The 22,500-nt window shown below is 62.3% G+C and carries 20 protein-coding genes and 1 riboswitch; of the genes, 13 read left to right on the top strand and 7 right to left on the bottom strand.

Annotated features, from left to right (window positions below; genetic code table 11):
• Positions 1 to 114: 114 nt before the first annotated feature.
• The 4 genes from CMV30_RS14470 to CMV30_RS14485 all read right to left on the bottom strand — a co-directional run bounded on the left by CMV30_RS14470 (position 115) and on the right by CMV30_RS14485 (position 6,147).
• On the bottom strand, positions 115 to 1,059 hold the full coding sequence (locus CMV30_RS14470; protein WP_175414891.1) for a metal ABC transporter solute-binding protein, Zn/Mn family: 945 nt from the start codon (positions 1,057 to 1,059) through the stop codon (positions 115 to 117).
• A gap of 161 nt (positions 1,060 to 1,220) precedes the next feature.
• Positions 1,221 to 2,390, bottom strand: coding sequence for a D-alanyl-D-alanine carboxypeptidase family protein (locus tag CMV30_RS14475; protein ID WP_096056699.1), 1,170 nt, complete (start codon positions 2,388 to 2,390; stop codon positions 1,221 to 1,223).
• A 135-nt stretch (positions 2,391 to 2,525) separates the two neighbouring features.
• Positions 2,526 to 4,256 (bottom strand): PA14 domain-containing protein, encoded by a 1,731-nt coding sequence (locus CMV30_RS14480; RefSeq protein ID WP_096056700.1) that lies wholly within the window; start codon positions 4,254 to 4,256, stop codon positions 2,526 to 2,528.
• 253 nt (positions 4,257 to 4,509) lie between these two features.
• Complete coding sequence (locus CMV30_RS14485; protein WP_096056701.1) at positions 4,510 to 6,147, bottom strand: peptide chain release factor 3; 1,638 nt, start codon at positions 6,145 to 6,147, stop codon at positions 4,510 to 4,512.
• Positions 6,148 to 6,379: 232 nt separating this feature from the next.
• On the opposite strand from CMV30_RS14485, the gene CMV30_RS19930 reads away from it, so the two are divergent.
• The 10 genes from CMV30_RS19930 to thiD all read left to right on the top strand — a co-directional run bounded on the left by CMV30_RS19930 (position 6,380) and on the right by thiD (position 15,868).
• Complete coding sequence (locus tag CMV30_RS19930) at positions 6,380 to 6,529, top strand: hypothetical protein (RefSeq protein WP_175414892.1); 150 nt, start codon at positions 6,380 to 6,382, stop codon at positions 6,527 to 6,529.
• A 46-nt stretch (positions 6,530 to 6,575) separates the two neighbouring features.
• On the top strand, positions 6,576 to 7,736 hold the full coding sequence (locus CMV30_RS14495; protein ID WP_096056703.1) for a class I SAM-dependent rRNA methyltransferase: 1,161 nt from the start codon (positions 6,576 to 6,578) through the stop codon (positions 7,734 to 7,736).
• Positions 7,737 to 7,844: 108 nt separating this feature from the next.
• Positions 7,845 to 9,254 (top strand): hypothetical protein, encoded by a 1,410-nt coding sequence (locus tag CMV30_RS14500; protein WP_096057782.1) that lies wholly within the window; start codon positions 7,845 to 7,847, stop codon positions 9,252 to 9,254.
• 82 nt (positions 9,255 to 9,336) lie between these two features.
• Positions 9,337 to 9,450, top strand: a riboswitch (TPP riboswitch).
• A gap of 68 nt (positions 9,451 to 9,518) precedes the next feature.
• Positions 9,519 to 11,477, top strand: coding sequence for a phosphomethylpyrimidine synthase ThiC (gene thiC, locus CMV30_RS14505; protein WP_096057783.1), 1,959 nt, complete (start codon positions 9,519 to 9,521; stop codon positions 11,475 to 11,477).
• 53 nt (positions 11,478 to 11,530) lie between these two features.
• Positions 11,531 to 11,722, top strand: a complete 192-nt coding sequence (gene thiS, locus CMV30_RS14510; RefSeq protein ID WP_217494400.1) for a sulfur carrier protein ThiS — start codon at positions 11,531 to 11,533, stop codon at positions 11,720 to 11,722.
• Between the two features lie 40 nt (positions 11,723 to 11,762).
• Positions 11,763 to 12,416, top strand: coding sequence for a thiamine phosphate synthase (locus CMV30_RS14515; RefSeq protein ID WP_096056704.1), 654 nt, complete (start codon positions 11,763 to 11,765; stop codon positions 12,414 to 12,416).
• Positions 12,406 to 13,053, top strand: a complete 648-nt coding sequence (gene thiE / locus CMV30_RS14520; protein ID WP_175414893.1) for a thiamine phosphate synthase — start codon at positions 12,406 to 12,408, stop codon at positions 13,051 to 13,053. The genes CMV30_RS14515 and thiE overlap by 11 nt, the downstream gene beginning before the upstream one ends.
• Complete coding sequence (locus CMV30_RS14525) at positions 13,053 to 13,868, top strand: thiazole synthase (protein WP_096057785.1); 816 nt, start codon at positions 13,053 to 13,055, stop codon at positions 13,866 to 13,868. The genes thiE and CMV30_RS14525 overlap by 1 nt, the downstream gene beginning before the upstream one ends.
• 5 nt (positions 13,869 to 13,873) lie before the next feature.
• A complete protein-coding gene (thiH, locus tag CMV30_RS14530) occupies positions 13,874 to 15,034 on the top strand; it encodes a 2-iminoacetate synthase ThiH (RefSeq protein ID WP_096057786.1) in 1,161 nt (386 codons plus the stop codon).
• A gap of 21 nt (positions 15,035 to 15,055) precedes the next feature.
• Positions 15,056 to 15,868, top strand: coding sequence for a bifunctional hydroxymethylpyrimidine kinase/phosphomethylpyrimidine kinase (gene thiD, locus CMV30_RS14535; RefSeq protein ID WP_096056706.1), 813 nt, complete (start codon positions 15,056 to 15,058; stop codon positions 15,866 to 15,868).
• Between the two features lie 29 nt (positions 15,869 to 15,897).
• Here thiD and CMV30_RS14540 read toward each other — a convergent pair whose 3' ends face one another.
• The 3 genes from CMV30_RS14540 to sucC form a co-directional block, all read right to left on the bottom strand.
• Positions 15,898 to 16,347 carry a hypothetical protein gene (locus CMV30_RS14540; protein ID WP_096056707.1) on the bottom strand — a complete coding sequence of 150 codons (450 nt, stop codon included), beginning with the start codon at positions 16,345 to 16,347 and terminating at the stop codon, positions 15,898 to 15,900.
• A 236-nt stretch (positions 16,348 to 16,583) separates the two neighbouring features.
• Entirely contained in the window at positions 16,584 to 17,507 is a 924-nt protein-coding gene (gene sucD, locus CMV30_RS14545) for a succinate--CoA ligase subunit alpha (RefSeq protein WP_096056708.1), read from the bottom strand.
• A 44-nt stretch (positions 17,508 to 17,551) separates the two neighbouring features.
• Positions 17,552 to 18,733 carry an ADP-forming succinate--CoA ligase subunit beta gene (sucC, locus tag CMV30_RS14550; protein ID WP_096056709.1) on the bottom strand — a complete coding sequence of 394 codons (1,182 nt, stop codon included), beginning with the start codon at positions 18,731 to 18,733 and terminating at the stop codon, positions 17,552 to 17,554.
• Positions 18,734 to 18,858: 125 nt separating this feature from the next.
• Here sucC and CMV30_RS14555 point away from each other — a divergent pair, with 125 nt between their 5' ends.
• The 3 genes from CMV30_RS14555 (at position 18,859) to urtA (ending at position 22,367) form a co-directional block, all read left to right on the top strand.
• Entirely contained in the window at positions 18,859 to 19,341 is a 483-nt protein-coding gene (locus CMV30_RS14555) for a phage regulatory CII family protein (RefSeq protein WP_096057787.1), read from the top strand.
• A gap of 591 nt (positions 19,342 to 19,932) precedes the next feature.
• Positions 19,933 to 20,925, top strand: a complete 993-nt coding sequence (locus CMV30_RS14560; RefSeq protein WP_096056710.1) for an outer membrane beta-barrel protein — start codon at positions 19,933 to 19,935, stop codon at positions 20,923 to 20,925.
• A gap of 185 nt (positions 20,926 to 21,110) precedes the next feature.
• The gene (gene urtA, locus CMV30_RS14565) at positions 21,111 to 22,367 is read left to right on the top strand and encodes an urea ABC transporter substrate-binding protein (RefSeq protein ID WP_096056711.1); all 1,257 of its coding nucleotides are present in this window, start codon (positions 21,111 to 21,113) and stop codon (positions 22,365 to 22,367) included.
• The last annotated feature ends 133 nt before the right edge of the window (positions 22,368 to 22,500 follow it).

Consider the following 22,500-nt stretch of genomic DNA (forward strand, 5'->3'; position numbering starts at 1 on the left):
GTTGAGAGCTGAGGGTTGAGAGTTGAGAGACGGAGGGAGCAGGGCGGAGGCGGAGGAATCGCAAAGACGCGAAGGCGCTAAGGGCGGAGCGAAGGATGCAGAGATGCTGGCGAACTATTTCAGGGCGGTGGTGATGGTTTCGAGGTTGGCGCGGGCCATGGCGAGGAAGGTGGCGGCAGGCGAATCGGGAGTGCCGAGGCTGTCGGTGTAGAGTTCGTTGACGATGGCGACGCCGGCTTCTTTCGCGAGGAGGGTTGGGATTTTGGGGTTGGTCGTGGACTCAATGGAGACGGCGCGGATGTTTTCGCGGCGGAGGAGTTTCACGATGGTGGCGAGTTGTTTGGCGCTGGGTTCCTGGTCGGGGCGGAGGCCGGAGATGGGGATGATTTCGAGGCCGTAGGCGTGCCCGAGGTAGCGGAGGGAGTCGTGGGAGGTGACGAGTTTGCGGCGAGCGGCGGGGAGGGCGGCGATGGTTTCGCGGAAGCGGGTGTCGAGGGCGGTGAGTTCGGCGAGGTAGGCGGTGGCGCGGGTGTTGATGGCGTCGGCGGAGGAGGGGGCGAGTTTGGTGAGGGCGTCGCGGATGTTGGCGACGTAGCGGGAGGCGTTACGCAGGTCGTGCCAGGCGTGAGGGTCGAGGTCGCCGTGGTCGTGGTGGGCGTGATCGTGCGCGGAGTGGTCGTGGTGATCGGGGGCGTGGAGGGGCTCGATGCCAGTGGAGGCGGTGAGGACGGTGGCGCGGGTGCCAGAGTTTTTGATGAGTTTCTCCAGCCAAGTTTCGAAGCCGAGGCCGTTGACGACGATGAGGTCGGCGCGGGTGAGGAGGCGGATGTCGGCGGGCGTGGGATCGTAGCTGTGGGGATCGCGGCCGGGGGTGAGGAGGCAGCGGACTTCGAGGGCGTCGGCGCCGAGGGTGCGGACGAAGTCGTCGAGGATCGTGTTGGTCGTGACGACGAGGGGCTTCGCGGGTGCGTCGGCGGCGGAGGTCGCGGGGATGAGCGACGCGAGGGTGCCTAGGAGGATGACCGTGAGGAGGAAGCGAAGGGGCCGCAGGAGAGGCATGAGGCGGACTATAGCAAAGTTGTCTAGTGGTGGAGTGTGAGTCGGAGTCGAACGCGGGGTGGGGGTACCCCGCCTACATCGGAAGGGGAAGCGCGGGAGAGCGATCCGGACGACACGGAGGTCGTCCTCCATTTATGCAGGCGGCGGGTGGAGCGGGGCGCTCAGCGGGATTTTGATTTCGAGGGGACGGGCGGTGCGATGGGGACGAATTTGACGGTGGGTTCGTCGACGGGGGCGGCCGTTTTTTCGTCGGAGGGGGTGGTGATGGGGGAAGGGTCGGGGCGGCGGGGGGCGGTGAGGTTGCCGCGGGTGGGGCCGCTTTCGGTGACTGGGCTGGGGGCAGAAACGGGGCTGGTGGTGCGAGGTGTAGCGGGCGGCGGGGGGGCGAGAGGAGACGCGGGAATGGCGGGAGATTGAGCGGCGAGGGTGGAGAAGCCGCGTTCGATGAGCTCGATGGTTTTCAGGTCGCGGGAGCGGCCGGTGTCGATCTGGCCGCCGACGCCGAAGCTGCCCATGATGACGACGATGAGGCGGCGGCCGTTGCGCTCGGCGGTGGCGCTGAGGCAGTAGCCGGCGGCTTTGGTGTAGCCGGTTTTGAGGCCGTCCACGCCGGCGACGCGGCCGAGGAGTTTGTTGTGGTTATCCATCCGGATCTGTTTATCGGCCGGACGGGAGGAGGTGCCGAACATCTGGGTTTTGATGGCGCTGTAGCGGAGGATGTCGGTGGTGGTGATGGCTTCGCGGCAGAGGATGGCGAAGTCGGCGGGGGTGGTGAGGTCGCTGTCGGCGAGCTGGCGGGAGGAGGGCGGGAGGCCGTGGGGGGACGTGAAGCGGGTGCGGGTCATGCCGAGGGCCTGGGCGCGGGCGTTCATGCGTTCGACGAAAGCTTCGCGGGAGCCGGCGGCGGCGCGGGAGAGGGCGTGGGCGGCGTCGTTGGCGGACTGGATCATGGTGGCGAGCAGGAGTTCCTCGACGGTGAAGGTCTCGCGAGGATCGAGCCAGACGCCGGTGCCGCCCATTTTGGCGTCTTCGTTGGTGATGCGGACGGGGGTGTCGAGGGCGATAGTGCCGGCTTTGATGGCGTCGGAGACGATGAGGAAGGTCATGATCTTCGTCATCGAGGCGGGCGGGGTGACGGTGTTGGCGCCGTCTTCGAGGAGGATTTTGCCGGTGGCGGCGTCGGTGACGACGTAGCCTTTATAGATGCCCGCAGTGCCGGTGGCGGGTTTGCTTTTGGTCTGGGCGAGCGCGGCAGTCGGAGCGGCGGCGCAGATTGCAATGAGGAGCGAAAGGCGGAGAAAAAACGGGCGAGCTAGGCGGGCGAAAAACATGCGGCGCAGGAAGGGGATTTTTGTCCGGCGCGGCGAGAGGAAAGGGGAAGGAAACGTTGAGAGCTGAGGGTTGAGAGTTGAGAGCAGATGAGAGCGGGCGAGAGGACGGAGGAAGAGAAATGAGAAAGAGTTGGATCAGCGGGTGCGGAGGCGGGTGATGAAGCTCCAGCCGCCGGTGGCGTTCTGGATTTTTATGAGGAGGCGGTTTTTGCCTTTTTTGAGGCGGAGGGGGACGACGTCGTCATCGAGGCGGCTCATGCGGCGTATCCAGCGGTCGCTGACGAGGTGGCCGTTGAGCCAGATTTTGACGCCGTCGTCGGAGCCGAGGCCGAGCCAGGCATCGGTGTCGGCGGGGGAATCGAATTCGGTCCAGGCGTAGCCGACGCTGTAGTCGTGTTCGCCGAAATCGACGAGGCCGTCGGGGGCGGCGTCGCGTTTCCAGGTGAGGGTGGCGCCATCGATGGGTTGCGGGTCGCCTTCGGTGGGGCGGACGGTGTCGGCGCCGGCTTCGGTGAACCAGTCGGTGTTAAAGGCATTCATCTGGGAAGCGCGGGAGACTTTGGCGGTCGAGACGCTGAGGGCTTTGAGCATGACGGTGTCGTCGGCGGCGACGTGATCGATGTCGGAGAAGTTTTTTTCCTCCACTTTGATGGGTTCGAGGATGAGCCAAGTGGGGAGGGGGATTTCGGTGCGGGCGTCGCCGTTGAGCCAGGAGGTGTCGGCGGCGATGGATTTGTTTTCGGGTGGGACGACGAAGGAATAGTCGTAGGAGGAAGCGACGGGGGTGCTTTGGTCGAGGGCGGGGAGGAAGACGGCTTGTTTGCGAAGGGCGTCGGCGAGCGGGGTTTTCATGGGCTCGGGAAGGACGGACGTCGGCAGGAGGGTGACGTCGGTGACGCGGCCTTGTTCGTCGATGGCGAGGCGGGCGTCGATGCGGGTGATGCCGCGCTGGCGGAGGCCGTCGGCGCGGAGGGGGTCGCCGAGGAGGAGGGGGCCGGTGGATTTGCTGGCGAAGTCGAGGGGGCGGGTGAGCGAGAGGTAGTGGCTGCGGTCGGGCCAGCTGCGGGGGTTGGCAGGGTCGATGGCGGCGAGGAAGGCGGAGAGCTCGTCGGCGAATTTTTTGATTTCGCCGAGACTGGAAGCGCGGGCGCCGAGGAGGGGAACGCCGTGGCGGGAGAGGAGGACCATCTGGGTGCCTTCGGCGGGGGTGAAGCGGTTGAGGACGTTCATGCCGTTCTGGGCGGGCAGGTCGGCGACGAACCACGGCATCGAGGTGGTGGTGGCGATGCGGCGGTGTTCGGATTCGGAGTGTCGGACGCCCATGAATACGCAGCCGACTTTACCGGGGTAAACACGCTGGATGCGCTCGTAGGTGGCGGTGAAGGTGCGGAGCATTTCCCAGGATTCGCCGTCGTTGTGGGAGCCGAAGAGAACGAGGAGGAGTTCGGGCTCGGGGAGGCGGGAGAGATCGGCGGGGACAAGTTTTTGATTTTCGACGGTGAAGACGCGGCCGAGGAGGTCGGAGGTGGCGGGGCTTTTGGCGTTGGCCCAGGTGGCGGCGCGGGCGGGACGGGCGGAGATCTCGTGGTGAAGGCGGAGGATGTCGTCGGGGGCGAGGCCGCGGAGCATCATGCGGCGGCCGGTGGTGAGGCTGGTTTTGAAGAGGGCGAAGGGGCCGAGGACTTCGACGGGTTCGCCTTTGAACTTCGTACCTGCGAGGTCCTGCCATTCGGAGGATTTGGCGCGGGCGGGGGCGGTCGGAAAAGTCGCGAAGAAGGTGAGCGCGAGAAGTGCGATGACGGTGGTGACGGAGGGGACGCGACGCGTGGAAGTGGACGTGGGGGCGGGGGCGGCGGGGTAGCGCATGGTGGGGAGTGCGAGCAGGCTTCGACGTGGATGCGGGGTGGTCAACGGGACGGGGTTGAGAGCGGGCGTGCGGGGGTTGCGATTAGTTGCCGGAGCGGAGACGGGCGATTTTTTGGACAGGATTAACAGAATGAACAGGATTGGGCAGAGGGGCGGCGGCGGTGAGGAGAGTGATGTTTTTGGGGAAAGAAAAAGGCCCGAGGGATCTCGGGCCTTTCAGCGAAGAAGGGGAAACGAGGCGAGGGAGCGCCGCTCAGGTTTTAGTCTGCTCGATGGGCATGTCGTGGAGTTTTAGCTCCGGGTTTTTCTCGATGAAGTAGCGGAGCGTCCAGTCGTTCGGGAAGAGGACGATCGGGTTATCGAATTTGTCGGTGCCGAAGCTGACGCCCTGGGCGACGACGATGGAGGAGGGGTTTTTAAGCGCGGGGTGCGGCTCGGCCCATTTGAGAAGGGTCCAGGGAGCGGGGACGAGTTTAGACTCGGCGTTGTACTCGGACTGGAGGCGCCATTGGACGACTTCGAACTGGAGCGGGCCGACGGCGGCGAGGAGGGTGGCGCCGGGCGGGGCGTTGCGGGCGTTGAAGGACTGGACGACGCCTTCCTGGAGAAGCTGCTCGAGGCCGGCGCGGTATTTTTTGGCGTCTCCGGTATTTGGATTCGAGATGTAGCTGAAGACCTCGGAGGGGAAGCGCGGGATCTCGTCGTAGCAGATGCTGCGGTCGGTGGTGAGGGTGTCGCCGATGCCGAATTCGCTGTGGCCGACAAGGCCGATGACGTCGCCAGGCCAAGCTTCGTCGACGGTTTCGCGGTCGCGGCCGAAGAGTTTGTGCGAGGAGGAGAGGCGGACTTGTTTCCCGGTGCGCTGGTGGGTGACGACCATGTCGCGCTCGAATTTGCCGGAGCAGATGCGGAGGAAGGCGATGCGGTCGCGATGCTTGGCGTCCATGTTGGCCTGGATCTTGAAGATGAAGCCGGAGAACTTCGGATCATCGACGGGGACTTCGCGCGCGGTTGTTGGCTGAGGAAATCCGGGGACGGAGATGGTGACGGATTTGCGCGGGGCGGGCGGGACGGAGTCTTTGAGAAAACCATCGAGGAGGAGCTGGATGCCGAAGTTGTTTACGGCGGAGCCAAAATAGACGGGAGTCTGCTGGCCGTGTTGAACGGCGTTGAGATCGAACGGGTGGCCGGCACCGTCGAGCATCTCGAGTTGTTCGCGGACTTGGTCGAACGTGTAGTCGTCGAGTTTTTCGCGGACGAGGGGATCGTTGAGATCGGCGACGTTGACGGGGGCTTGGAATTTGCCGCCGGGGACGCGTTCGAAGAGATGGACCTCGCGGGTGCGGCGGTCGAAGACGCCTTTGAAGGACGGGCCGTTGCCGAGGGGCCAGATGACGGGGGAGGACTGGAGGCCGAGGACGCTCTCGAGTTCGTCGAGCAGCGCGATGGGGTTCATCGTGGGCCGGTCGCACTTATTCATGAACGTGAATATCGGGACGCCGCGGCGGCGGCAGACCTCGAAGAGCTTGCGGGTCTGGGCTTCAACGCCCTTGGCGGCGTCGATCACCATGAGAGCGGCGTCAACGGCGGTGAGGACGCGGTAGGTGTCCTCGGAGAAGTCTTTGTGGCCGGGAGTGTCGAGGAGGTTAACCGCGCAGCCGTTGTAATCGAACTGGAGAACGGTGGAGCTGATCGAGATGCCGCGTTGTTTTTCGAGCTCCATCCAGTCGGAGGCGGTGGCGCGCTGGTTTTTGCGGTCTTTGACAGCGCCGGCGAGGTGGATGGCGTTGCCGTAGAGGAGGAACTTCTCGGTGAGCGTCGTCTTACCCGCATCGGGGTGGGAGATGATGGCGAAGGTGCGGCGGCGGGCGATTTCAGCGGCGGGCGACATGGGAAAAGAGGGGCGAACGTACCGAGGTGGACGGGGCGCACCACTCTAATTTTCCGGGGAGAACGTGGGAGGCGTGTTTGTGAATGGGAGAGGTGTGAAGAACTCTCCCGACGGCTTTTGGGGTATGGGCCTTAGTGCAATCGGGCGGCAAATTTTCTAAAGTTTTAGCGAAATCGCCCGTAGATTTTTCATAACAACCATGCTACATAATTTCGCAGTTACCCACCCCCTTATGGTTATCGCGATTGCAGTTTTTGCGGCCTTTTACTTCACCGGCGTCTATTTGCTCGTCTCTTCTTTGTCTCAAAAACCCGAGTGGTTTGAAGACGAGAACGGTGACCTGCACCACATGCCTGAAGGCGATGTGGCCGCTCATCACTGAGAGAATTTGCTTCTCCGGTTCACGCGCAGCGTGATGATGCGAGGCGATGCCTGCTTCGCTTAAGCTCAAGTCCAACGTCAAAGCACGTGTGCTCACGGGACATCCGTGGGTGTTCGCCAATGAAGTCGAGGTGCTGCTGGCACCTGAACATGACGGCGAAGTGGTGGAATGCCGGGATCGCACCGGGCGGTTTCTTGGTAGTGGAATCTATAACAGCCGGTCGCAGATTTGCTGGCGGCGGTTGAGCCGGGAAGCGGTGACGCTGGATGAAGCGTATCTGCATGGCGCGGTGAAGCGGGCGCTGGCCAGACGCGGTGCGGGCGCAGCGACGCGGCGGCTGGTGTGGTCGGAGTCGGATGATTTGCCGGGCGTGGTGGTGGATCAATTTGGCGATGCGCTGGTGGTGCAGATCCAGACGCTCGCGATGGACAAGCGCCGGGATGAAATCGGGCGCGTGTTGATGGAGCTGGTGAAGCCGGCGGAGATTATTTTTCGCAACGATGCGACGATCCGGCGACTCGAAGGACTCGGGCAGGAAGTGACGACGCTCAGCGGAAATGCGTGGGAGCCGCGCTGGGTGAAGATCGATGGCTTCGAGTACTGGCTCGATCTGCAGAATGGGCAGAAGACGGGATTTTATCTGGATCAACGCACGCAGCATGTCGTGGTTTCGCGGTACGCGGCGGGTCGGCGGGTGCTGGACGCGTTCTGTAATCAAGGGCCGTTTGCGCTGCACTGTGCGAAGGCGGGTGCGGCGAGTGTGCTCGGGCTCGATAGCGCGGAAGACGCGATCGGGCAGGCGAAGCGGAATGCGGAGCGCGCGGGGGTGAAGGCGGATTTCGCGGTGGCGAACGTCTTTGATTTTTTTAACGCGCCGGAGCGCGGCGACGACACGTGGGATATGATCGTGCTCGATCCGCCGCCGTTCGCGAAGTCGAAGAGCGCGCTCGAAGGGGCGCTCCGTGGTTACAAGGAAATCAATTTGCGCGCGATGCAGCGGCTCACACCGGGTGGCATCCTGGCGACGTATACATGTTCCCATCACATGCAGGACGCGGAGTTGCGCGAAGTGCTCGCGGAAGCGGCGGCAGATGCGAAGCGGCGCGTGCAGGTGATGCAATTTTGTCATCAACCGCCGGATCATCCGGTGCTGGTGACGATGCCGGAGAGCGAGTATCTGCGCGGGTATATTTTGCGCGTGGAGTGATCGTGAGACAGCGAAGCGCCGGACTGTGCCGTGTGTAGCGGAAACGTTTCGCACGGCGGGGTTGCGGAAATGCGGCATTCGGTCAGCTGTATGGGCTTTTCCCGGTCCATGCCTGATCTCGCCTACGAAACGATCCGCGCCTCACTCGCCTCGCAATCCCTCTTCGAGGATAAAACCTGGCAGCTCTCACCGGCGGCGTGGCCACTGACGAAGGAGCAGATTGGCGAACTCGAGGCGATCGGCGTGGCGTGCATGGAGTATCACCAGGCGCTGGAGACGCTTTATCTGCGCTCGGTCGCGGGGAAAAATCTGCTGCGTAACAAGCCGTTGCTCGCGCCGTGGGTGGCGGATTATCTGGATCGAGGAAAACCTGCGTCGCTCGTCGCTCATGCGCGCGATCCGAAGAATCGCGGTGTGTTTCCCACGGTGTTGCGGCCCGATTTGTTGCTGACGGATGAAGGCTTCGTGATGACGGAGCTCGACTCGGTGCCGGGCGGGATCGGGCTGACGGCGTTTCTCAATCGGATGTATGGCGGCGCGAAAGAGATTACTGATCCGTCGGTGCTTGGGGTTGGCGATGCGATGATCCGCGGCTTCTACGATTCGCTCGCAGCGTTGCGGACGGATGTGCGCAATCCGCTTATCGCGCTTGTGGTGAGCGATGAGGCAGCGACTTACCGTCCCGAGATGCACTGGCTGGCGGAGCAGCTGCAGCTTCAAGGGAAGCGCGTGTTCTGTCTCGATCCCGAGGATGTTTTTCCGCTGGGCAGTTCTCTTTGTTTCGATGTCGAAGGGAATCCGGAGAAGATCGATATCATCTATCGCTTCTTCGAGCTGTTCGATCTAGCGAACATCCGCACGGCGAATTTTTTCTTTGAGGCGTGGCAGGCGGGTGAAGTGGTGATCGCGCCGCCGATGCGGCCGTTTCAAGAGGAGAAGCTGGGGCTGGCGCTTTTTCATCATCATTTGCTCGCAGATTTCTGGGCGGAGACGTTGAGCGGGCGTTCGTTGAAGTTGCTCAAGCAACTCATCCCGCCGTCGTGGATTATTGATCCGGCGCCGTTGCCGCCAGGCGCGGTGCTCGATGGGCCGAAGGTTGGCGGACGCTCGCTGACGAGTTGGTCGCAGCTCGCGGGCGCGTCGCAGAAGGAGCGCGATTTGATCATCAAGATCAGCGGCTATCATGAGACGGCGTGGGGCGCGCGCAGCGTGGTGCTCGGCAGCGATTGTTCGCGCGAGGAGTGGCAGCAAGGTGTGGAGATCGCGATCAAGGATGCGCCGACGAATCTGCATATTTTGCAGGAGTATAAAAAACCGCGTCGCGTGAAGCATCGCGTGTATGATCGCGAGCAGCAGGTGCGTGAAGTCGATGGGCGGCTGCGGTTGTGCCCTTACTATTTTAATCTCGGTGGGAAATCGGTGTTGAGCGGAGCGCTCGCGACGTTTTGTCCGCCGGATAAAAAAATCATTCACGGCATGCAGGACGCGGCGTTGCTGCCTTGCGCGGTTGTTGGCTGAGAAAAGAATTTTTCAGAGGGCCAGAGAAGTGCGGAAGAAATTTTCAGTTGAAAATTTTCTGAGGCGGGGACTCTGTGCGGCTCACTTTGTTTAGGAGACCCTGGGGCGCCAGGGTGAGATTAGAGCACGATCCGCTCTTAAAGCCTTCGAACCTGATGCGTTTAACACCGCCGTAGGGAAAACAGGAGCCGAGCGCGATCACACGCGAGCGGAGCTTGCAGACTTATGGAGGCGTTGGGCGTGGAACCCATAAAGCTCCCTCCAATGTCATCTGTCACCACCACCGCTCACTCTGATTATGTGCCGCCGGGCTTCTCGTCGACGCACCGGCTTTTCCCGGCATCGCGCCGTGTTTATGTGCCGGGGTCGCGTTCCGATTTGCTCGTGCCGATGCGCGAGATCGCGCTGTCGCCGACGAAACTGCCCAATGGCACTGAGGTGCCCAATGAGTCGATACGCGTGTACGACACGTCGGGGCCGTGGGGTGATGCGGCGTTTCATGGCGATGCGTCGTTTGGGCTGCCCGCGTTGCGCGCGAAATGGATTCAGGAGCGCGGGGATGTGGAGGAGGTTGCAGGACGGACGGTGCAGCCGATGGACGATGGCTATTTGTCGGAGAAGCATCGCGCGCAGGCGGAGGCGGAAGGTCGGCGCAATCCGATCAAGTTTTTTGACCGGTCGCAGCGGGCGGTTTTGCGCGCGAAGCCTAGCAAGGTGGTGACTCAGCTCGCGTATGCGCGGGCGGGCGAGATCACGCCGGAGATGGAGTTCATCGCGATTCGCGAGAACATGAAGCTGCAGCGGGCGCAGGGTTTGTTGGAGATGACGGCAGAGGGGCCGAGGAATTCGCTGTGGCGGCAGCACGCGGGAAATCCGCTGGGCGCGTCGATCCCGCGCGAGATCACGCCGGAGTTTGTGCGCGATGAAGTGGCGCGCGGGCGGGCGATCATCCCGGCGAATATCAATCACCCGGAGCTGGAGCCGATGATCATCGGTCGAAATTTCCTCGTGAAGATCAACACGAACATCGGCAACTCGGCGGTGGCGTCGTCGATCGACGAAGAGGTGGAGAAGATGCGGTGGTCGGTGAAGTGGGGCGGCGACACGCTCATGGATCTTTCGACAGGAAAAAACATCCACCAGACGCGCGAGTGGATCATGCGGAATTGTCCGGTGCCGGTGGGCACGGTACCGATTTATCAGGCGCTAGAAAAAGCCGGCGGGCGTTCGGAGGAGCTGACGTGGGAGATTTTCCGCGACACGTTGATCGAGCAGGCGGAGCAGGGCGTGGATTATTTCACCATTCATGCGGGCGTGTTGCTGCGTTATATTCCGCTCACGGAGCGGCGCATGACGGGGATCGTTTCGCGTGGTGGGTCGATCATGGCGAAGTGGTGTTTGTCGCATCACCGGGAGAATTTTCTCTACACGCACTGGGAAGAGATTTGCGACATCATGGCGGCGTATGACGTCTCGTTCTCGATTGGTGACGGGTTGCGGCCGGGATCGATCGCGGATGCGAACGATGACGCGCAGTTCGGTGAGTTGAAGACGCAGGGTGAATTGACCGAGCGCGCGTGGCAGCGCGGGGTGCAGGTGATGAACGAAGGGCCGGGGCATGTGCCCATGCACATGATACCGGAAAATATGGAGAAGCAGCTGGCGTGGTGCCGGGAGGCGCCGTTCTACACGCTCGGGCCGCTGACGACGGATATCGCGCCAGGCTACGATCACATCACGAGCGCGATCGGGGCGGCGATGATCGGCTGGCACGGGACGGCGATGCTTTGTTACGTGACGCCGAAGGAGCATCTCGGGCTGCCGGACAGGGACGACGTGCGGGCGGGCGTGATCGCGTACAAACTCGCGGCGCATGCGGCGGATCTCGCGAAGGGGCATCCGGCTTCGCAGTATCGCGACAATGCGCTGTCGAAGGCGCGCTTCGAGTTTCGCTGGGAGGATCAGTTCAATCTCTCGCTCGATCCGGAGAAGGCGCGGGAGTTTCACGATGCGACGCTGCCTCAGGACAGCGCGAAGACGGCGCATTTTTGCTCCATGTGCGGGCCGCAGTTTTGTTCGATGAAAATAACCGAGGATGTGCGCCGCTATGCAGAGGAGCACGGCATGGATGGAGCGGCGGCGTTGCAGGCGGGCCTCGAAGCGAAGGCCGGCGAATTTCGCGAAGCGGGCGGAGAGTTGTACGCGGCGGAGGAGAAACGATGAGCGCGACAAGTGACGCGGCAACTACGGTGGCGGCGGGCGTGATGAGAGTTTTTGTGAATGACCAGCCGCGTGAAATCGCGGCGGAGACGCCGCTGGCTGTTTTGATGGGCGGGCTCGGGTTGGCGGAGCGCAAGGGCATCGCGGCGGCGCTGAATGGCGCGGTCGTTTCACGGAGCGAATGGGTGAACCGCCGGTTGACCGCGGGTGATCGCGTGATTGTTATCCAAGCGACACAGGGCGGTTAAAACGGGAACACGCGCGCGGGCGCCAACGAACATTCTTACCATGAAACTGATCGTGATTTCTCCAGAGGGCGACGATGCGCGGGAGGTGCCTGCGCTGATGGCGATGCTGGCGGCAGGGCTGGAACGGTATCACGTACGCAAGCCAGGGTGGTCGCGGGAAAAGTTGGAAATCTGGCTGCGGAGTTTGCCCGAGCGCTGGCGTTCGCGGCTCGTGCTGCATCAGCACCACGAGCTGGTGGATGAGCTGGGGTTTGGCGGGAGGCACTGGCGCGATGATGGCACGGCGCTGTTGGAACCGCCGGCGGTGTCTATGGCGCCGTTTCAAATGGTGGATCGCATCGGACCGTATGGTGTTTCGAGCCGGGCGTGTCATGACCTCGCGGCGTTGCGGGCGGCGATGGGGCGGTACGACTCGGTGTTGCTGGGTCCGGTGTTTCCCTCGATCTCGAAGGAAGGTTATGGGCCGACGGGGATGCTGAGCTTGAACGAACTTTATCATCTGCTGCGCAACCGGACGCCGGGGCAGAAATTCACGCAGGTGATCGGCATCGGCGGGCTCACGGCGGCGAATGCGCCGCGTTGCCGGAACTTCGGTTTCGATGGCGTGGCGACGCTCGGTGCGGTGTGGCAGTCGACCGATCCGGTGCGCGCGTTTTTCGAGATCCAATCGGCCATTTCTTATCATGCCACTTGAACACCGGCAGCTGCACCCGCTGATGTGCCTGACGCAGGACGGGCTGGCGGAAACGCATCTCGAACAGGCGACGCGGCTGCTGATCGCGGGCGCGAGGTGGATTCAAGTACGCATGAAGCGTGGGACGCCGCAGGAGAGACTGACGATGGCGGGGATGATCGCGCCGCTGTGCCGGCAGTATGGAGCTATCTGCATCGTGAACGACAGCGTGGACATCGCGATCGCGGTGAACGCGCATGGCGTCCATCTCGGCAAGACCGACGGGCTGTGGAGCGCGGCGCGGAAGGAGATGGGGCGCGAGATGATTATCGGCGGGACGATCAACAACGAGGCCGACGCACGGCGGGCGATCCGGGCGAATTGTTTGGATTACGTCGGGATCGGGCCGTGGCGTTTCACGACGACGAAGGAAAATCTTTCGCCGGTGCTCGGGCCGACAGGAGTGGCGACACTGGTGGCGCAGCTCGATGGAATCCCGGTGTGGGCGATTGGCGGAATCACGGCGGCGGATCTGCCGGAGGTGCGGGCGAGCGGGGCGGTGGGCGCGGCGGTGACGTCGGCGCTCTATCGCGACGGGCGGGTGCAGGATAATTTTCACGAACTCAATGCGGCCTGGAAGCAGGCGATGAAAACATGATGACGACGAACACGACGAAAATACGGACATTCGAAACCGAGCCACTGGTCATCGCCGGTGTGACGTTTTCTTCGCGGCTGTTTCTCGGCACGGGGAAGTACAGCTCGAGTGCGGCGATGCGCGAGAGCATCGCGGCGTCGGGCTCGCAGCTGGTGACGGTGGCGTTGAGGCGCGTGCGGACCGATGGCGGCGTGGACGACATTCTCGATCACATCGACCGGGAGCGGTGTCGGTTGCTGCCCAATACGTCGGGCGTGCGCGATGCGAAGGAGGCTGTGCTGGCGGCGGAGCTGGCGCGCGAGGCGATGGAGACGAACTGGGTGAAACTGGAGATTCATCCCGACCCGAAGTACCTGATGCCCGATCCGGTGGAGACGTTGCTGGCGACGCGGGAGTTGGTGAAGCGCGGCTTCGTGGTGTTGCCGTATGTCCACGCCGACCCGGTGTTGTGCAAGCAGCTCGAAGAGGCGGGTGCGGCGGCGGTGATGCCGCTGGGCGCGCCGATCGGGAGCAATCGCGGGCTGGAGACGCGGGCGTTTTTGGAAATCATCCTCGCACAGGCGCGCGTGCCGGTGGTGATCGATGCGGGGCTCGGCGCGCCGTCTCATGCGGCGGCGGCGCTGGAGATGGGCGCGGATGCGGTGCTCGTGAATACGGCGATCGCGGCGGCGAGCGATCCGGTGGGGATGGGAGCGGCGTTTAGGAAAGCGGTCGAAGCCGGGCGGCTCGGGTATGAGGCGGGACTGGCGGCGCGTGGGGCGGAGTTGCGGGCGGTGGCGACGTCGCCGCTGACGGCGTTTTTGAGCGAGGTCTGATGCCCATGAGTTTTCTAGAGATTTGGAGACGGCATGATTTCGCGGCGTCTGGGGCGGCGATACGTGCGAAGACGACTGCCGATGTGCGGCGGGCGCTGGGGTGTGCGACTGTGGGGCGCGGGCTCGGGCAGGAGGATTTGCAGTCGTTGTTGTCGCCGGCGGCGCGGCCGTTTTTGGAGGAGATGGCGCAGCTGAGTCACCGGCTGACGGTGGAGCGGTTTGGGAGGACGATGCAGTTGTTCGCACCGATGTACTTGTCGAACGTCTGCGCGAATGTGTGCAGCTATTGCGGGTTCAGCGCGCAGAATCGCATCCCGAGAAAAGTGCTGAGCGATGCGGAGATTTTGGCGGATGCGGCGGTGTTGAAGGCGCATGGGTTCGATCACGTGTTGCTCGTCACGGGGGAATCGGGGCGCGTGGGGGTGAATTATCTGGCGAATGCGCTGCGGGTGCTCAGGGAAAAATTCTCGAGTCTGTCGATCGAGGTGCAGCCGCTGGATGAGGCTGAGTATGCGGCGCTGGTCGAAGAAGGGCTGAGCGCGGTGCTGGTTTATCAAGAGACGTACGACGCGGCGATTTATCCGAAGCATCACGTGAGCGGGCCGAAGTCGGACATGCGCTACCGGCTGGAGACGCCGGACCGACTGGGGCGCGCGGGGGTGAAGAAGATCGGGCTCGGGGCGCTGTTCGGGCTGAGCGACTGGCGGGCGGATGCGTGGTTCACCGGGATGCATCTGCGGTATCTGGAGAGGACGTACTGGAAAACGAGGTACAGTCTGTCGTTTCCGCGGCTGAGGCCGCACGAAGGCGGGGATGTGGCGGTGACGCCGTTTGACGAGCGTGATCTGGTGCAGGCGGTGTGCGCGTTCCGGTTGTTCAGTCAGGAAGTGGAGCTGTCGCTCTCGACGCGGGAGTGTGAGGCGTTTCGCGACCGGGCGTTCCGGCTGGGTTTCACGACGATGAGCGCGGGCTCGCGGACGAATCCGGGCGGGTATGCGAGCGCGCCGGAATCGCTGGAGCAGTTTGAAATCGACGATGCGCGGAATCCGGCGGAGGTGGCGGCGATGTTGCGCGGGCAGGGTTACGAAGCGGTGTGGAAGGACTGGGATGCGACGTATGACGGGCGGACGAAACCGGCGGCGGTGCCAGAGGTGTGTGTCACATAATACGTGACACTTTTCGGGACGATGAAGCGCTCACTTTGCGTGCTGACGATCGCGGGTTCCGACAGCGGAGCGGGAGCGGGCGTGCAGGCGGATGCGCGGACGATCCATGCGTTGGGCGGCTATGCGCTGACAGCGATCACGGCGGTGACGGCGCAGAACACGCGGGGCGTGAAGGCGTGGCGGGCGGTGGGGAGAGGTTTGTTGCGCGCGCAGATTGAGGCAGTGCTCGGGGATTTTCCGGTGGCGGCGATCAAGACGGGGTTGTTGCCGGGGGCGGCGGCGGTGCGGGTGGTGGTGGAGATGTTGAAGGACTATTCAGGGAGAAGACGCATGCCGCTGGTGATCGATCCGGTGGTCGGCTCGACGAGCGGGACGAGGTTTTTGAGCGTGGTGGGGCTGCGGGCGTTGAAGGCGGAGTTGCTGCCGTGGGCGACGCTGGTGACGCCGAACTGGCCGGAGGCGGAGACGTTGAGCGGATTGCGCGTGAGGAGTTTTGAGGATGCGGAGCGGGCGGGACGGGAGATTTTGCGAAGCGGTTGCGGGGCGGTGCTGGTGAAGGGCGGTCACGCGCCGGGTGGACGGTGTCGCGATGTGCTGGTGATGCGGGATGCGAGCGATGACGTGGTGGTGCGCTGGTTCGAAGGGGCGCGGGTGAAGACGTGGAATACACATGGGACGGGATGTGTGCTGTCGGCGGCGATCGCGGTGGAGTTGGCGAAGGGACGCTCGTTGACGGTGGGCATAAAAAACGCGCGCCGGTTTTTGCGGCGCGCATTGGAGAACGGAAAGGAGACGGACTGGGGCGGGGGAGCGGGGCCGGCTTTCGCGGGGTGAGGCGTGAGGGGCTGCGCGGCAGTGCTCGGTCAGTTGAAACTGCGGGTCTGTTCCTGGCTTTGTTTGGCTACGCGGAGTTTCCCTTCAAACATGAGCAGCGAGGTGACCTGGTAAGTGGTTATGTTTTCGATGGAATAGACGGCAGTGGAGGTTGTGCCAATGACGGCACCGCCGGTTCCGCCGACGCCGACGAAAGCGGGAACCGCTTGAGTGGAGGTGGATGTGTGGCGCGTTTCTCGCGCGAGTTGGCGGTGGTAGATCCAGATTTCGGCCTGACCTTCGGCGACTTTGATCGGGGTGATTCCAAGCGGGCGACCGATCTGTTTGACGATGGCTTCGGCGGACATGCCGGGATTCAGCGTGCGGTTGGAGGAGGCTGCTGGCGAACTATCGGCGGAAGCGGCGTGGGCGACGGAGGAGACGACGAGACCGGCGAGCGCAACCGCGATGAGGCGGGCGGAGGTGGAGAGCGTTTTCATGATGAGCGAGTTTTCAGTTGGGACGCGGAGCCGGGGACAATGGAGTGACGTTATGCGGTGAGGTCCGGGTGGCGAGGGCGGGGCTGGTTCACACGTTTGAATGATGGGTGGTGGAGTGGTGGGTGCGGCGCTGTCGGGTGCGGGCTGGGTTTGTGCGAAGTGGAGCGACGGACATGAAAAAGCCGCGAGCGGTGGGCTCGCGGCTTTGAATGGGTGAGCGTTTCGAATCGATCAGGTCAGCTCAGGGAAACGCCTTTGGCTTTGGCGGCGCGGAGGAGGGCGTCGGCCATGTCGGTGGGCGTCGCGGCGACTTCGATACCGCATTCTTTGAAGACGGCGATCTTGGCTTCGGCGGTGTCCTCGGCTCCACCGACGATCGCACCGGCGTGACCCATGCGGCGGCCGGCGGGAGCGGTGGCTCCGGCGATGAAACCGGCGACGGGTTTCTTGCAGTTGTCTTTGATCCAACGGGCGGCTTCGACCTCGGCGTTGCCGCCGATTTCGCCGATGAGGATGATTCCTTTGGTGTCAGGGTCTTCGTTGAAGAGCTTGATGACGTCGAGGTGGCTGGTGCCGTTGACCGGGTCGCCGCCGATGCCGACGGAGGTGGATTGGCCGAGGCCCTTCGAGGTGATCTGATAAACGGCTTCGTAGGTGAGGGTGCCGGAGCGCGAGACGACGCCGACATGGCCCTTCTTGTGAATGTAGCCGGGGGCAATGCCGATGCGGCAGCCGCCTTTGGAGCCTTCTCCGGTGCCGGGCGTGACGAGGCCGGGGCAGTTGGGGCCGATGAGGCGGGTCTTCTTGCCGGCAATCGCGCGCTTCACGCGGATCATGTCTTTGATTGGAATGCCTTCGGTGATGCAGACGGCGAGGTCGAGACCGGCGTCAACGCACTCGAGGATGGCGTCGCCCGCGAAGGGCGGTGGGACGAAGATCACGGAGACGGTCGCGCCAGTGGCGGCGGCGGCTTCGTGGACGGAGTTGAAGATCGGGACCTTGTGGCCGGCGTGTTCGAAGAACTGACCGCCCTTGCCTGGCGTGACGCCGGCAACGACTTGCGTGCCGTAGTCGAGCGAGAGCTGGGCGTGTTTGCCGCCGAAGGCACCGGTGATGCCTTGGACGAGGATCTTGGTCTGAGGAGTGATGAGAATGGACATGGGAGTTTCCGCTTTTGGATTTTTGGTTGTTGGTCCGTGTCCGATTAGGCGACGAGTTTGACGATCTTCTGGGCGGCGTCGGCCATGGTGTCGCCCGAGACGAGCGCGAGGCCGGACTTGGCGAGGGTCTCTTTGCCCTTGGCGACGTTGTTGCCTTCGAGGCGGACGACGAGCGGGAGCTTGAGGCCGACTTCTTTGACGGCTTCGACAATGCCCTCGGCGATGACGTTACAGTCCATGATTCCGCCGAAGATGTTTACGAAGATGCCCTTTACGTTGGCGTCGCCGAGGATGATCTTGAAGGCCGCGACGACCTTTTCCTTCGAAGCGCCGCCGCCGACGTCGAGGAAGTTGGCGGGGTTGCCGCCGTAGTGTTTGATGATGTCCATCGTGGACATCGCGAGGCCGGCGCCGTTGACGAGGCAGGCGATGTTTCCGTCGAGGGCGATGTAGGCGAGTTCGTACTTGGAAGCTTCGATTTCTTTCGGGTCTTCCTCGTTGAGGTCGCGGAGGGCGACGATCTCGGGGTGGCGATAAAGGGCGTTGGAGTCGAAGGAGACCTTGGCGTCGAGCGCGAGGACTTCGCCGGTGGGCGTGGTGATCAGCGGGTTAACCTCGACCATGGCGGCGTCGGTTTCCCAGAAGAAGCGGTAAAGATTTTGGATGAGCTTGCCGGCATTCTTGGCTTCGCCGCCGGTGAGGCCGAGCGCTGAGATGACCTGGCGTACTTGGAAATCGGCGACGCCGTAGGCGGGATCGATGAGGACCTTGGTGATCTTCTCGGGCGTGTCGTGGGCGACTTTTTCGATTTCTACGCCGCCTTCAGTCGAGGCGACGATGACGGGCTTCGAGGTGGCGCGATCGAGGAGGATGGCGAGGTAGTATTCTTTTTTGATGTCGCTCGCGACGGTGAAGTAGACCGTCTGGACCTTGCGGCCGGCGGGGCCGGTCTGGATCGTGACGAGGGTGTTGTTGATCATCTTGCCGGCGACTTCCTTGGCGTCGGCCTTGGTCTTGTTGAACTTCACGCCGCCCTTGTAGCCGTCGGTGAAGGTGCCCTTGCCGCGGCCACCGGCGTGGATTTGCGACTTCACCATGGTCGGGCCTTCCGGGAGCTGGGCGAGGGCGGAGTCGAACTCCGCCGCTGATTTGGCCGACACGCCTTGGGGGACAGCGATGCCGAACTTCTCGAAGAGTGCTTTGGCCTGATACTCGTGAATGTTCATGACTGTGGAGGGGTTTGCCACAAGGCGGGAGGAGGTGGCACGCCTAAAAGCGGCTCTAACGACGGACGGTAAAGGAGCTGATGCGGGATTGCGTTCAACTTATGCGTCTCGCAGCCTCCGCGCCCATGCAATCGCACGAGCTGCTGAAGGAAGTTCTTAAGAAAACGAGCGCGAAACAGATCGCCGCCGACATGGGGCTCTCTCTTTCGCTGATCTATAAATGGGCGGAACCTCCTGCCGACGATAGCGGCAGTGGTGCCAATAATCCTCTGGATCGCATCGAGCAACTGCTGCGCACGACGAACGATCATCGTGTGGCGCAGTGGGTATGTGAGCGCGCGGGTGGATTTTTTATCACGAATCCCGAGGCGAAGCCGCATCCGTATTCCTTGATCCCGGCGACGAACGACATCGTACAGGAGTTCGCCGACATGCTGCAGGTGATCGCGCTGGCGGCTTCCGACCAGAAGGTGACGAAGGAAGAGGCGAAGAACATTCGTGGACGCTGGGAAGAGTTGAAGAGCGTGACGGAGGGTTTCGTGCGCTCGGCTGAGAAAGGGAATTTTGCTGAGCTGGAGCGGGAGCTTCAGAGTAAGGCTACGCACTGACGGCGCACGGAGTGCGGCTGGAGAGAGAAGTGTGGGAAGTGAGAGAAGCGTGGCGGGAGGGTGGGGCGGTGAGGAGGAGAGGTGGAGCGCAGTGGCTGCATGCGGTGTTGCGGGAAGGCCTCGGTGTTGAGGATTAGTCAACTGGTGGACCTCGTCGGTTGATCGGAGGGGCGTGGTTGAAATGACTCATGCCGAGGATAGGCGCACGCGTTTTCCCCGGAGAATCATATTCTGTCGCGAGAGGCAGGGCTGGAGGGAGGTCACTCGCGCAGGTACGTGGAAGTGGGATGATGGCGGTGGATTGAGAGGTAGCGCAGATGTTTCGGCGGGTGATTGATGGGCCTTCGGGAGCGGCGTCGCGGGTGCGCTGAGCGATCTTGCGCGCATGTGCGCAAAACTGACCGGTATTACTTTAGTTATTGAAAGTAACACTCGTTAAGGCCGAGGGCTCGCGGGAATTTTTGAGAAAATTTCACGAGAACGGGTGCTGGCAAGCAACCTGCTAAAATGCACCGGCTTCATACCTCGCCCCGGCTCAACCCCAGTGCGCGATGAACCGCGACCCAACATCCAAACAACAACACACACACCATGACGAAACATGTCATCCCACTCGGCGGCATCGCCGCCGCCGTGATCCTGGCCTCCTCGGCCTCTGCTGAAATCAAGGTTAACGAAAACCTCTCCTTCGGTGGTTATATTGTCGGCTCCGCGACGCTCACCGACATTGATGGAGCGAGCACAACCAGCACGATGGATATCGATGCCACCAAGTTGATCACGACCGCGAAATTTGCTCCCGTCACGGGTACGCTGAGTTTTTTCGCCGGATCCGATAACGATGTGACCGTCCTCGATGCCTACGCTAGCTATGACGCGGGCAATGGTATCACCGTCACTGGCGGCAAATTCCTTAGCTGGCTCGGTTACGAAGCTTTCGATCCCGTCAACATGACGCAGATCACCTACGGCTGGCAGCCGCTGGCTGGCTCCATCTCCGGTCTTATTGGCATCCCGGCCTACCATAGTGGTGTGAAGATTGAAAAATCAGGCGACGGCTATACCTCGGGTTTTGCTGTCCTCGATTCCAATCGCTACGACACGACTGCCGTCAAGGGCGATGGCCGACTCGATCACGGCGCAGGCTTCGAAGCTTACACCACTTTCAAGAGCGGCAATTTCACGACCTTCATCGGCGCCGCTTACGACAAGGATGATTGGGCCGATCTCGCCACCTACAGCGGTGACGTTTGGTTTCAGTACGCTGAAGGCGCCAACACCTTCGCGCTCGAACTCTGTTACGCCAACCAAGACCCAAAAATCGGCGACAACACCGCCAGCTACTTCTGGCTGCTCTTCGCGAAGCATACATTCTCCGAAAAATTTGCTCTTTCGGGTCGTGTCTCGGGCGGTAACGTCGATGGCACACCCGCCGATGCCGAATACATCAAGGGCACGATCGCTCCCGCTTGGACGATCACGCCAAATCTCGAGATCGTCGGCGAAGTCAGCTACACGACATTCGACGGCGTCGGTTTCGATAACGGTCTGTTCGCCGGCCTCCAGGCCCGCTTCAAGTTCTAATCTGAACCAGGTTTCTTCCACCGGCTGATCGCGCGCACTGCGAGCATCAGCCGGTTCTCCACGCGGCGCTGCGAGGCGAGTCCCGGCTGCGTGTTTTTCCTCGGAAACGTTCCCTGCTTTTTTCGGCCGAGCCCCTCACTGGCTCGCGGCCACCTTCATCCCCGCCCCTGCAACAATTGTCCCCTATGATCACTAACGCTTCAAAATTCCTCGCGGCTGGCGCACTCGCTCTGGGTGCCACACTCGCTTCCTCCCACGCTCAGGAAACCGTCAAAGTCGGCGTGCTTCACTCGTTATCAGGCACGATGGCCATCTCGGAAACGTCCCTGCGCGACGTGCTCCTCTTCACCTTCGACGAGATCAACGCCAAAGGCGGCGTGCTCGGCAAAAAGATCGAACCGGTCGTCGTTGACGGCGCCTCGAACTGGCCTCTCTTCGCCGAAAAAGCCAAGCAGCTCCTCGAGCAGGACAAGGTCGCTGTGACCTTCGGCTGCTGGACCTCCGTGAGCCGCAAATCCGTCCTTCCCGTTTACGAGAAGAACAACGGCCTCCTCTTCTATCCCGTGCAGTACGAGGGCGAAGAAGAGTCGCAGAACGTTTTCTACACAGCCGAGGCTGTTAACCAGCAGGCTACGCCCGCCGTCGATTACCTCCTCGAGCAAGGCTACAAGAAGTTCTACCTGCTCGGTTCCGACTACGTGTATCCACAAACCACGAACCTCGTGCTCCTCGAGTATCTCCTGAGCAAGGGCGTTCCTCTCGCCAACATCGGCGGCGGTTTGAAGGAAGAAGGCGGCAAGGTCATCTCCGCCGGCAAGTACACGCCGTTCGGCCACACCGACTACCAGCAGATCGTCGCTGAAATTAAACAGTTTGCCGCAGGTGGTGGCGCTGCCGTCATCAGCACGCTCAACGGCGACACCAATGTTCCTTTCTTCAAGGAATACGCCGCCGCCGGTCTCACCGCCGACACCTGCCCGGTCGTTTCCTTCTCGATCTCGGAAGATGAATTCCGCGGTCTCCCCGCGAAGCAGCTCGTCGGCCAGCTCGGTTGCTGGACCTACTTCCAGTCGATCGAGTCGCCCGCCAACAAGAAGTTCATCGCTGACTTCCAGGCCTGGCTCGCGAAGTCCACCGTCTCCGGCATCGTCAAAGAAGGCCGCGTGACCTGCTCCCCGATGGTTCTCAGCTACGATGGTGTTTACCTCTGGAAAGCAGCTGTAGAAAAGGCCGGCTCCTTCGATGTCGATGCCGTGCGCAAGGCCCTGCAAAGCGGTCTCTCCTTCGATGGTCCTGGCGGCAAGGTCACCACGCAGAAGAACATGCACCTGACCAAGAACGTCTTCATCGGCGAAACCAAGGCCGACGGTCAGTTCAAGATCATCAAGAGCTTCGACAACGTGGTCGGCGAGCCTTGGCTCAAAGGTAAGTACAAGAAGTAAGGGTTCCGCTCTTCTGCTCGTCCACGGCGGCCAATGCCGTGGTCTTCGAATCAGTTAATCTGTCGTTTGTTATTCCGGAGGGGTGGGTTCCCCAGTCTGTGAACCTGCCCCTCCGGTCTGGTTTTCCGGTGTA

Source organism: Nibricoccus aquaticus, assembly GCF_002310495.1.
Classification (GTDB): Bacteria; Verrucomicrobiota; Verrucomicrobiia; order Opitutales; family Opitutaceae; genus Nibricoccus; species Nibricoccus aquaticus.